Consider the following 11,560-nt stretch of genomic DNA (forward strand, 5'->3'; position numbering starts at 1 on the left):
CGAGTCGAACCCCAATCCCCTTGACACCCCAGAACCGCCGTGTGACGCAGAGCGTCACGAACTGCATGCCCACGCGGAGCGTCGGCACGATAATCAAAGTCGGGCCGGAAACGGAGGCGGGACTTTTCTCACTTTGGTCCCTCAAAGTCACTCGCCGAGAGGCGAAAAGCCGACCCGAGTCAAACGCGCATGCATGATCCCGCTCAGGCAAAGAGCCGCGACTCAGTCCACATAAGCCGAGCAACATTTCTTGAATTTCTGCTCGCTGCCACACGGACAGACGTCATTGCGGCCAGCCTTCAACGGCACGGTGGAATCGATGAAATACCAGCGACCCTGATTCTGCACGAACGACGAGCGCTCCTTATGGCTGTGTTCCCCATGACCATCGTGCCAGCGCGCAGTGAAGGTCACAAACGCATGTTCAGGCTTGCCGCCAAACACCTCCGAGCTTTCTACCTCAAGCCCCAACCAGGTGCTCTGCGCACTCCACTGGGCGATGGCCTCGCGGTTCAGCCCGCTCTGCTGCACCGGCAATGTAGTCTGTACCAGATAGTCGGTCAGCCCCAGCACGTAAGCGCTGTAGCGCGAGCGCATCAGCTTTTCCGCGCAGGGCGCAGGCTGACCTGCGTGATAGCGACCGCAGCAGGCCAGCAACAGATCGCCGCTACCGCACGGGCAAATAGCACTACTCATAGGTCACCACCAATACTTTCCAAAATTCTCCGGGTTGGCCCAGTACTTTGCGTTCAGCCAGTCGGGCACCTGCTTATATTCGCGCAGGTCGTAGGTAAACAGATTCAACACCTGCTCGTCGCGCGCGAAGCGTTCGCTGGATTGCAGGGCCAGCGAAAAAAAATCGGTCTCCTGCCAGCCACAAGCCTGCAGGTCGGCCAGCACAGCAATGCGGCTGGCGTTGAGGTTGCGGATGCCGCCCAGCAGTTCCAGGCCGGTACGCTTGGGGATGTGCTCCAGGCAATCGACCACCAGCGCCAGATCGAAACGCTGCGCTGCCAGGTGCGCGGGCAGCGCGCCCGGCTCGGCCAGCGCCACCTCGGTCTGCGGGTGCGCTTTCTGAAAGGCTTGCAACGCAGGGAACGCCTGAGCGCCGATCAACAGCAGGCGCTCTGGAGCGTAGCGGTCGAGCAGGGCAGCCAGCGCCTGCTGGGGCGTGCGGTTTGAATAGCCGACGGTCATCGAAAGTCCTCTGGTTGACTGACAAGACTAGCTTGCCGGACCGGCTCTGAACAGACGCTAGTATCAGGGCGAACGCGCACAGACGGGCGACAACGATCTATGCTTGATCTTTTTCAATACACTGCTGGCATATTCGCTGAACAGCACGTCTACTGTGCGGCAACGAAAAGCGTGCAAAAGACTTCGCGTTCGTAACGGATCATCACAGGGGGCAGATAATGAAGCTTTTTTGGGGGCTGGGAAAAATCTTGATGCTGGGCTTCTGGCTGGTAGTGCTGGCCAATGCGGTCATTGAAGCGCCCAGCCCGTTTGGCGTGATGGTCGACATGGCGGGTGCCGTACTGCTATTGACGCACTTGCTCGAACTGATCCTGTTCAACGGCAGCCTGCGCGGCCGCAGGCATCCCTGGCGCGACCGGGGCAAAATCATTCTGTTCGGCATTTTTCATATTCAATCCATCGGCCGTTCGGCTACGGGGCACTCTCATGCGTAAGCTCGTTCTGCTGGCGGCACTGTTCAGCCCCCTGGCCATGGCCCAGGCAATCATCGTTGCGCCACATTCGCTGATGCGCCTGCCCGGCAGCAGCAGTGTCTTGCAAGTTGAACGCCTTGAAGTATCCGACTACGGCACTTTGCTGATACCGGCCGGTATCGATGACGTGAAGATCGGCGAGCTGGTGCTGGGGCACGAAGCGCGGATTGCCATCGTTCCGGGCGTGCAGGCATTCAATCTGGTTGTGGTGCATGGTGAATTCGGCACCGGCAGCCAGATCACTGCGCGAGGCGCACCGGGCACTTTCGAGAAACCGGCCCTGCCAGGGCGCAACCTCACGCTGCGCTTGCAAAGTCTCAATGCAGAAGAGCTGTCGATTGATGCACGCGGTGGGGCGGGCAGCCCCGGCTATGTCGGACTCGATGGCGGCACGGGCGAAGAGCCGGGCTGCACCTGGGGCCAGGCCGGGCGAGGTTACAATGGCGATAGCGGTGGCAACGGTCACGACGGTGCAGCGGGTGCGCAGGTGCGTCTGGAACTGCCACAAAGCTTTCCGGCCGAACGTATCAAGGTGAATGTCGCAGGTGGCGCGGCAGGCAAGGGGGGCGAAGGCGGAAAGGCCGGGAAAGGCGGCGCTTCAAAGGGTTGCATCGTCTACCGTGCGGATGGTGGCAAGGCCGGCAGACCGGGCGAACCCGGACTGCCGGGTGTTGCAGGGCCTGCGGGCAGTCTGATTTTGCAGCGTCTGTAACTCGACAGTTTTACCCCTTGAGAGGCTGTCCGGATCAGGCGCAACGCTATGATCCGGACAGGCATCACCGCGACGCGTTTACTGCGGCACGCCTTTTTCCCAGGTTTTCCAGTCGCCTACAATCGCCTGCACCAGCGGGTTACCGGTGCGGTAAAGGTTTTCCAGTGCCGGTACAAATGCACCCTGATCTGCATATTTGAGCAGGTTGTCCACCTCGCTGTAACCCGGATACGGACGGTCGAAATCGGAACCTGCGCGCACCACGGCCAGCCGGTTGACATCGACCTTGCCCGCCTTGCTGGCGCGCAACAGGGCTTCGTAAGTGGAGTTGTCCTCCTGTTGAGTGGTGCAATACACGCCTTTGCCGTCGGTCAGCAGTCTGGTCCAGACTTCGGCCCGTTCACTCAGGCGCGTTCCCGAAAACCAGGTGTTGCCAGCCAGCGTGTCGCACTGCGTGACCTGCGGTGGCTGGTTGGCGGGGGCGTAAGGGTATTTGACGCGCCAGGCGGCGGATTCCTTGCTCTCGCTGAGCTTCACTTTTTGAGACAGGGCAAATGCCTTGGCCTGAAGTCTTGGGTTGAGTTCGAAGACTTCGGTCTTGTAATCCAGCGGCGGCTTCTCGTTCGGACCTTTGGTGTTGATGCCCAGATAACCGGTCGGCCAGTCCTTGGGCACGTCGCGGGAATCGATTTCCCACTGCGTACCGAATTCCACCAGATAATGCGCCCACGCGGTGGTGCCGAGCGTACCGTGGTGCGGGTTGATACCAGCAATACCCGCGACAATGAAATAGGTCTTGCGCAGGTCGAATTGCGGCGACAGCGCCAGTGCCAGGGTCGAGGCGGCAGCATTGGTCTGGCCCATACCCGTGACCATCAGACAAACGTCCTGCTCGTTACAGCGGATCGCCGGGTATTCAGCAGCCAGGCCTGGCACCTGAATCTCTTTGGTCAGGTGCAGCCGGTCAATCCAGTTCTGTGCTTCGGGCGCAAACATGGCGACCAGCATGACCTTGGGGGTGACTGGCGTAACCGGCGCGTTGGCCGCCCAGATGCCGGGGCTGAGCAATGCCAACGTGGCGCACAAAGTGTTGCGAGTGATGTGTTTCATGAAAACTCCTGTCGTCATAATCAGGTTCAGAACTGATAGCCCACGCCTGCGTAATAGCCCCAGCCGTCAGAGCGCGCGCGGAAATTGCCGTCGCCGAAGTTAAGCTCGCTGCCGTCCTGCCAGTTACCGCCATTGTGGAAGTAGCGACCCACCAGGGTGAAACGCAGATGCGTGAAAGCGTAGAGCAGCACGTTGGTGGCGACTGTGGAGTTGCCGGTGCGTGCCGGATCGTTCTTGAGGTCTGATCCGAAATCGAAGTTGGTGAATCCGATGTAGGTCAGCGAGGCGCCGTTGTCGAACGTGCTGATCGGTACGATGTATTTGAGCTGGGCGCGGTAGCCATCCCACGAGTATTCGTTGCTGGCCCCGTAGTTTTCCCATTGATAGCGGCCATAGAAGTTGGCCGACAGATTGACCCGCGAGTGGGTATCGATGTCAGTGCCAAGGCCGCTGTAAAGCGTGTTGGCCCGGTTGGCCGAGTTGCTGCCGTGGTCGTAGATCCAGTCGAAGGCGACATACCATTCCTTGAACGGACCCACGGCCAGACTGCGCCCGGCCAGATAGTCGATGGAAATGCGCGGCTCGTGCTCCATGAACAGTGGTGAGCCGTGGTCCCAGACGCCCTTGTCGTTGTCATTGCCGATGCCGAGAATCTTCGGCACGTCGACATAGCCATAGAGTTCGAACGGCCCCTTGCGGCCGAAGTATTCATACTCCAGATAGATGTCGTCGTTGGGTTTTGGGCCGAAGCTGATGTCCTTGCTGCCGATCAGCGTCAGGTCCTGATTGAACCAGTCTGAAAAATACGCGCCTTTACCTTCCTTGGGCGAGGCGGGCGGGCTGAGTGCTTCGCCCTGCGCCGAGTCTTCGGCAGCGGCGGGCTGCGCCAGCACGCCGGTACATGGCAACGCCGCAGCGGCGGCGAACAGCAGAGGCATGAGAAATCTTGAGGGCGTTGCGGGTCGAGTGAACGGCGGCTGTGGCATTGAAGCTCCTTTTCGTGGGCGCGTACTGCTGATCGCAAACGTTTGCACAGCCCATGCCAAAGTGTTTCAAGGTGTTGAATGCGTTGGATATCGGATAAAGAAGATGACCGATCGGGCAGGAAACTGCCCGCAAGCTGTGCGCGGTGTCACCGCCAGTGCCCTGCGATGTTCCGTTTTGCCTCAAATGCCAGGGCGAGCCGCTGCCAGTATGACCACGGCCAGGCCAATGATCAGGTTGATGCCGACCAGACGGCGGATATGGCCCAATGCCGCTGCGCCCTCGGCCCACTGTTCGGTCTCCACGGCACGACGCAACTCCGGCAACTGCAATGAATGGATACGCAAAAACAGCGCAACCATGACTACGTAGAGTCCCATCATGATCTGCACATAGCGCGGCGCGGTTTCAAAGCCGCTGAAGTTCAGCTGGACCATGCCGATGCCGGTGATCGGCAGCACCACCACCGCTGCCCAGACCCAGACGAAGAAGCGCGGAAACACCTGGACCCACACTTTCAGGCGAGAAGGGCCTTCAAGTGCTGCAATGAGTGCCGGGCGCAACACCATCCAGGCGAAGAACATCCCGCCAACCCATACCAGGGCAGCCAGCAGATGCAATGTATAGACAGTAGAAAAAGCGATCATCGGACACTCCGTTCTGCGCGGAAGGATTTAGCGCGCTATGATAGCGCCCACTCAGAACTACTGAAAATTTATCCAGCCTTTTTAGCCGTGCCCCGAACCGAAGCCAATGATCAGTACCGAACTCAAAACCCAGATTCAGGGCGCTTACTCGCGTTTCCTCGAAGCCAAGAGCCTCAAGCCACGCTATGGCCAGCGATTGATGATCGCGGAAGTCGCCAAGGTGCTGGGCGACATTGACACCGATGAAGAGGGCCGTCGTTCGGGCGATCCTGCGGTAGTGGCCGTCGAAGCCGGGACGGGCACCGGCAAGACCGTGGCCTACGCCATCGCGTCGATCCCCACCGCCAAGGCAGCAGGCAAGCGATTGGTGATCGCCACCGCGACCGTCGCGTTGCAGGAGCAGATCGTCTACAAGGATCTGCCGGATCTGATGCGCAACAGCGGTCTGAATTTTACTTTTGCCCTGGCCAAGGGGCGCGGGCGTTACATGTGTCTGTCGAAACTCGACATGCTGCTGCAGGAAAGTGACGCGACCAACGCAACCGCGCAGCTGTTCGAGGAAGAAGGTTTCAAGATCGAAGTCGACGAAGCCAGTCAGAAGCTTTTCACCAGCATGTTGCAGAAGCTGGCAGGCAACAAGTGGGACGGTGATCGCGACAGCTGGCCCCAGGAGCTTGCCGATCAGGACTGGGCGCGACTGACCACCGATCACAGTCAGTGCACCAACCGGCATTGCCCCAACTTTCAGCAGTGCGCCTTCTATAAGGCGCGTGAAGGCATGGGCAAGGTCGATGTGATCGTCACCAACCACGATATGGTGCTGGCCGACCTGGCACTGGGCGGCGGTGCGGTGCTGCCGGATCCGCGTGACACACTGTACGTATTCGACGAAGGGCACCACCTGCCGGACAAGGCCATCGGCCACTTTGCCCACTACACCCGACTGCGGTCTACTGCCGACTGGCTGGAGCAGACCGCCAAGAACCTCGCCAAGCTGCTGGCCCAGCATCCACTGCCTGGCGATCTGGGCAAGCTGATCGAGCAGGTGCCGGAACTGGCCCGCGAGATCAAGGGCCATCAGCAATTCATGTTTGGTGCCTGTGAGCAACTGGCGGATTTCCGCGCCGGTGAAGACATGCAGGGCCGCGAGCGGCCACGTCACCGCTTTGTCGGCGGCGTGATTCCCGAGCATATCCGCGAGATGGGCATCGAGCTCAAGAAGGGTTTTGCGCGTCTGGACGACCTGTTCACCCGTCTCACCGAGCTGCTCAAGGAAGGCATGGACGGCGAAGTCAACATCGGCATCGCGAGCCATCAGGCCGAGGAGTGGTATCCGCTGTTCGGCAGCCTGCTGGCCCGTGCTCATGGCAACTGGGAATTATGGACCGCCTTCACCGCCGAGGACCCGGAAGACAGCCCGCCGATGGCACGCTGGCTGACCCTGGCCGACAGTGGTGCGTTGTTCGATATCGAGGTCAACGCCAGCCCGATTCTGGCGGCGGAGATGTTGCGTCGTAATCTGTGGAACATCGCCTATGGCGCGCTGGTGACCTCCGCCACGCTGACCGCGCTGGGCAAGTTCGATCGCTACCGCATGCGTGCCGGTCTGCCGAAAGGGGCGGTTACCGCTGTGGTGCCAAGCCCGTTCCATCACGCCGATGCCGGTGTGCTGCGCGTGCCGGACCTCAAGGCCGATCCGCGTGACTCGGTGGCCCACACCGCAGCGATAATTCGTGACCTGCCTGGTCTGGTGGAAGGGTCGCGAGGCACGCTGGTGCTGTATTCGTCGCGCAAGCAGATGCAGGATGTCTTCGACGGCCTGGATCGCGAATGGCGCAAGCAGGTGTTCATTCAGGGCAACCTGTCCAAACAGGAAACCCTCAACAAGCACAAGGCTCGGGTCGACAGCGGCGAGTCCAGCGTGTTGTTCGGGCTGGCCAGCTTTGCCGAGGGTGTGGATTTGCCCGGTGCCTACTGCGAACACGTGGTTATCGCCAAGATCCCGTTCGCGGTACCGGATGACCCGGTCGAGGCGGCTCTGGCCGAGTGGATCGAGGCGCGGGGTGGCAACCCGTTCATGGAAATCGCGGTGCCCGATGCTTCGTTGCGTCTGGTACAGGCCTGTGGCCGGTTGCTGCGTACCGAAGAGGACCGCGGCACCATTACGCTGCTGGATCGTCGCGTCGTCACTCAGCGCTATGGCAAGGCAATTCTCAATGCGCTGCCACCGTTCCGCCGCGAGATTTCCTGAATCTACGCTGTCGGTTGATTCACGTCTGTTCCCAAAGCGCCCGATCGCTGGAACAATACGCGCCCATTCAGCCTGTGATCAGGCTTGGTACAGTCAGTCAGGAGTCAGCCGTTGCAGATCCAGGGTCATTACGAACTTCAGTTCGAAGCGGTACGTGAAGCCTTTGCGGCGCTTTTTGACGACCCTCAGGAACGTGGTGCCGCGTTATGTATCCAGGTGGGTGGCCAGACCGTGGTTGACCTGTGGGCGGGTACTGCCGACAAGGACGGTGCCGAGGCCTGGCATACCGATACCATCGCCAACCTGTTTTCCTGCACCAAGACCTTCACCAGCGTAGCGGTATTGCAACTGGTCGAAGAAGGCAAGTTGACGCTGGACGAACCGGTTGCCCGGCTCTGGCCTGAATTCGCCGCAGCGGGCAAAGCCTCGATCACTCTGCGCCAATTGCTCTGCCATCAGGCGGGTTTGCCCGCACTGCGCGAACAATTGCCTGCCGAAGCGCTTTACCAATGGGACACGATGACCGCCGCCCTGGCAACTGAAGAGCCTTGGTGGACTCCGGGGCAGGGGCACGGGTATGCGGCAATCACCTATGGCTGGCTGGTGGGCGAGGTATTGCGTCGTGCCGATGGCCGAGACCCTGGAGACTCGATTGCCGCGCGGATTTCACGTCCGCTTGGGCTGGATTTTCACGTTGGCCTGGCGGATGACCAGTTTCATCGCGTCGCTCATATCGCCCGCGGCAAGGGTAATGCCGGCGACGCTGCTGCTCAGCGTGTGCTGCAGGCGACGATGCGCGAGCCAGCCTCCATCACCGCCAGGGCATTCACCAATCCGCCATCGATCATGACCAGTACCAATAAGCCGGAATGGCGACGCATGCAGCAACCGGCGGCCAACGGCCACGGCAATGCGCGCAGTCTTGCCGGTTTCTATAACGGTTTGCTCGATGGCAGCCTGCTTGAAGCAGACATGCTCAACGAGCTGACCCGTGAACACAGCCTCGGTCAGGACAAGACGCTGCTGACTTCAACGCGTCTTGGATTAGGCTGCATGCTCGATCAGCCGGGCGTCGCCAACGCGACTTACGGACTGGGGGCCAAGGCCTTTGGCCATCCGGGGGCGGGCGGTTCGGTAGGTTTCGCCGATCCGGATCACGAGGTTGCCTTTGGCTTCGTCACCAACACCCTGGGGCCCTACATTCTGATGGATCCACGCGCTCAGAAACTGGCCGGGATCCTGCGTGAGTGTTTGCAGTAAGTATCGGCCATAAGTGCTTGTTTCATACCGACTGTCAGTTAAATGGCTGTAACAGGAACCGTACGACGGTTTCTTTTTCCAACTGCATCTTTATGCATGTTATACCGGCGTAGTCACGTCCTTCTGTCTGATCAAAACCGTTGCGGGTTATCCATGTCGTCTAATAAAAGCCTCGTTCTCGCTCTGTGCATCGCCGTCACCGGCTGTGCTCAAACCCCTCAATCCGACTCTGCTGCAACCGGAGGCCATTGGTGGCAGTTCGGTTCTGGCAGCGAGTCTGCTGACGCAGGCGCTGCCGAAAAGGCTCCTGCGCCGAGCCCCGCAGCGGCTCCGGTGGCCAAGGCCGCTGCAGCACCGACCCCTGCGGCGGACGCTGAAGGCGGCACTCGCTGGTACTGGCCGTTTGGTTCCAGCGACAATGCTCAGGCAAAGCCTGATGCTGTGGCCAGCAAGCCTGCGGACAAGCCAGCCGCGCCTGCCCTGTTAGCCAAGTCGGAAACCGACAGCAAATGGTGGTGGCCGTTCGGCAACAGCGAAGGCAAGAAGGACGAGCCTAAAGCGCTGCCGATGCCCGATCCGAAAGTAACTCAGGCCTGGCTGGACGAGTATGAGCCGCGCCTGCGCGCCGCAATCAAGGACAGCCCGTTCCAGCTGGAGCGTCGCGAAGACCTGCTGGCGATTACCGCACCGGTCGACAGCTCGTTCAATCCTGACCGTCCGGCCATGCTGCTGCCCAATACGCTCGGCCCGATCACCCGTCTGGCCAAGGCGGTTGAAGGCGATCAGAAGACAGCAGTGCTGATCCTCGGTCATGCCGATACGTCGGGTCCTACCGAAGCCAACCAGAAGATCAGCCAGGAGCGGGCGCAGTCCGTTGCTGCGATCTTCCGTCTCAGTGGTCTGGAGCGTAATCGCCTGAGCCAGCGTGGGATGGGTGCCGTGATGCCGCGCGCCGCCAACGACAGCCTGCAAGGCCGTGCGCTCAATCGCCGTGTCGAAATCCTCATGACGCCGCAGGACACCATGCGCGCGCTGATGAGCCGATACGCGCTGCCGCCAGTGGCACCGACCATGGTGGCTACTCAGGACGTCAAGCCGGTCGCGCCAGCACCTGCTGCCGCACCTGCCAAGAAAGCCGCGGCTGCGAAGAAAGACACGGCCAAGAAGGCTGCACCGGCCAAGGCCAGCACCGCCAAAAAGGCCGCACCCGCCAAGACCACTGCAGCGGCTAAAAAGCCGGCAGCGGCCAAGGCTCCGGCCAAGGCACCTGCCAAGAAAGATGACAGCCAGGCCAGTAACTGAGGCCTGTGTACTTCAACGACTTTCGTCTCCACGCTCTGCGTTGTGCACAGGTCCTGAATAGCCCGAGAAACAAGGCTTTCAGGCTTCTGCCCGGAGGGTGTGGGAGCGAACTTGTTCGTGAAGAGGGCCTTACATTCACCAATGATTTATCGCCCACAACATAGCCTTCGCGAACAAGTTCGCTCCCACGGCCTTCGGCCAGAATCAAAAAAACGAATGTGTGATAACGACGAGCGCCGAGCCTCGTAACGAGAGTTAGCTAACGTTCATGATATCTGCGCAGGAATGAAACCATGACCCAGACCCTGGCTGACATGCGCCGTGACTACACTCGCGACGGATTGACCGAAGCGCAATCACCGGACGAACCGTTTGCACTCTTCCACACCTGGTTCGAAGACGCAGTAAAGACCGAGCAGCCGCCTGTCGAGGCCAATGCCATGACCCTGGCGACGGTCGATGAGCAAGGCCGTCCTCATTGCCGCGTTTTATTGCTCAAAGGGCTGGACACTCAGGGGTTCACGTTCTTCACCAACTACGACAGCGCCAAGGGCCAGCAACTGGCTGCACGCCCATTCGCTGCCATGACGTTCTTCTGGCCGACGCTGGAGCGGCAGGTACGTGTCGAAGGCCGGGTCGAGAAGGTCAGCGCGCAGGAGTCGGATGCTTATTACCAGGTGCGTCCATTGGGCAGTCGACTTGGCGCATGGGCCTCGCCACAAAGTCGCGTGATCGCCGATCGTGACGAACTGGAAGGTCTGATCAGACAGACGCAACAACGCTTCGCAGACACCCAGCCACATTGCCCCGAGCACTGGGGGGGCTACCGCCTTTTACCCGATCGGATCGAGTTTTGGCAGGGTCGCTCCAGTCGACTTCATGACCGTTTGAACTATCGTTCAGTAAACGGCACATGGACACGCGAGCGCCTGGCACCCTGATTGAATTATTCGTCTGGCCGGTCGTCTGAGCGTTATACAGAGCGTCGCTGTATGACGCCTGAATGAACTTAAATTGCAGGATCGGGGCCGTGACAGCACCTTTGTCGGGTAGTCTAATGGCCACTGATTCCTCTGGAGATTCCCTTTATGCGCAAGTCTGCTCTTCTGGTTGCTTCGTTCACTGCCATGGCATTGACGTTGGGCGGCTGTACCTCGAATCTGACCGGTGATTCCTATTCCCGCGATGAGGCCAGGACCGTACAGACCGTCCGCATGGGCACTATCGAATCCTTGCGTCCGGTTAAAATCGAAGGCACCAAGACCCCGATTGGCGGCGCTGCGGGTGCAGTCGTCGGCGGCGTGGGTGGCAGCGCCATCGGTGGCGGTCGCGGTAGCATCGTGGCGGCGGTAATCGGCGCGGTGGCCGGTGGTCTGCTGGGTTCAGCGACCGAAGAAGGCCTGACCCGTACGCAGGGTGTCGAAATTACCGTGCGCGAAGACGATGGCAGCATGCGCGCCTACGTGCAGCAGGTTCAGGAAAACGAGATTTTCCGGGTCGGCGAGCGCGTGCGCATCATGAGCGTCAACGGTACCAGCCGCGTTACCCACTGATCGGCAGCAGC

Annotated in this window: 12 protein-coding genes; 7 read left to right on the forward strand and 5 right to left on the reverse strand. The window is 60.3% G+C overall.

Translation table 11 applies throughout. The annotated features are described in order from the left end of the window. Positions 1-222: 222 nt before the first annotated feature. Together ALO80_RS12190 and ALO80_RS12195 are read right to left on the reverse strand one after the other, a co-directional pair. A complete protein-coding gene (locus ALO80_RS12190) occupies positions 223-696 on the reverse strand; it encodes a YchJ family protein (RefSeq protein ID WP_055009198.1) in 474 nt (157 codons plus the stop codon). 3 nt (positions 697-699) lie between these two features. Then, a complete protein-coding gene (locus ALO80_RS12195; protein WP_055009199.1) occupies positions 700-1,197 on the reverse strand; it encodes a DUF6231 family protein in 498 nt (165 codons plus the stop codon). 218 nt (positions 1,198-1,415) lie between these two features. On the opposite strand from ALO80_RS12195, the gene ALO80_RS12200 reads away from it, so the two are divergent. Beyond that, complete coding sequence (locus tag ALO80_RS12200; RefSeq protein WP_054984350.1) at positions 1,416-1,691, forward strand: DUF1145 domain-containing protein; 276 nt, start codon at positions 1,416-1,418, stop codon at positions 1,689-1,691. Beyond that, entirely contained in the window at positions 1,684-2,442 is a 759-nt protein-coding gene (locus ALO80_RS12205; RefSeq protein WP_054984349.1) for a hypothetical protein, read from the forward strand. The genes ALO80_RS12200 and ALO80_RS12205 overlap by 8 nt, the downstream gene beginning before the upstream one ends. Before the next feature lie 78 nt (positions 2,443-2,520). Here ALO80_RS12205 and ALO80_RS12210 read toward each other — a convergent pair whose 3' ends face one another. The 3 genes from ALO80_RS12210 to ALO80_RS12220 form a co-directional block, all read right to left on the reverse strand. Next, positions 2,521-3,552 (reverse strand): purine-nucleoside phosphorylase, encoded by a 1,032-nt coding sequence (locus tag ALO80_RS12210; protein ID WP_055009200.1) that lies wholly within the window; start codon positions 3,550-3,552, stop codon positions 2,521-2,523. 26 nt (positions 3,553-3,578) lie between these two features. Next, on the reverse strand, positions 3,579-4,538 hold the full coding sequence (locus ALO80_RS12215) for a nucleoside-specific channel-forming protein Tsx (protein WP_055009201.1): 960 nt from the start codon (positions 4,536-4,538) through the stop codon (positions 3,579-3,581). A 180-nt stretch (positions 4,539-4,718) separates the two neighbouring features. Beyond that, positions 4,719-5,183 (reverse strand): CopD family protein, encoded by a 465-nt coding sequence (locus ALO80_RS12220; RefSeq protein ID WP_055009202.1) that lies wholly within the window; start codon positions 5,181-5,183, stop codon positions 4,719-4,721. Between the two features lie 106 nt (positions 5,184-5,289). Between ALO80_RS12220 and dinG the strand changes: the two genes are divergently transcribed. The 5 genes from dinG to ALO80_RS12245 all read left to right on the forward strand — a co-directional run bounded on the left by dinG (position 5,290) and on the right by ALO80_RS12245 (position 11,549). Beyond that, on the forward strand, positions 5,290-7,434 hold the full coding sequence (gene dinG, locus ALO80_RS12225) for an ATP-dependent DNA helicase DinG (protein ID WP_055009203.1): 2,145 nt from the start codon (positions 5,290-5,292) through the stop codon (positions 7,432-7,434). A 111-nt stretch (positions 7,435-7,545) separates the two neighbouring features. Next, a complete protein-coding gene (locus tag ALO80_RS12230; RefSeq protein WP_055009204.1) occupies positions 7,546-8,694 on the forward strand; it encodes a serine hydrolase domain-containing protein in 1,149 nt (382 codons plus the stop codon). Between the two features lie 153 nt (positions 8,695-8,847). Further along, on the forward strand, positions 8,848-9,996 hold the full coding sequence (locus tag ALO80_RS12235) for an OmpA family protein (protein WP_055009205.1): 1,149 nt from the start codon (positions 8,848-8,850) through the stop codon (positions 9,994-9,996). 293 nt (positions 9,997-10,289) lie between these two features. Then, positions 10,290-10,937 (forward strand): pyridoxamine 5'-phosphate oxidase, encoded by a 648-nt coding sequence (gene pdxH / locus ALO80_RS12240; protein WP_055009206.1) that lies wholly within the window; start codon positions 10,290-10,292, stop codon positions 10,935-10,937. 147 nt (positions 10,938-11,084) lie between these two features. Continuing rightward, complete coding sequence (locus ALO80_RS12245; protein WP_003314430.1) at positions 11,085-11,549, forward strand: outer membrane lipoprotein; 465 nt, start codon at positions 11,085-11,087, stop codon at positions 11,547-11,549. Positions 11,550-11,560: the final 11 nt, after the last annotated feature.

The sequence above is a fragment of the Pseudomonas caricapapayae genome, assembly GCF_001400735.1.
Lineage (GTDB): Bacteria > Pseudomonadota > Gammaproteobacteria > Pseudomonadales > Pseudomonadaceae > Aquipseudomonas > Aquipseudomonas caricapapayae.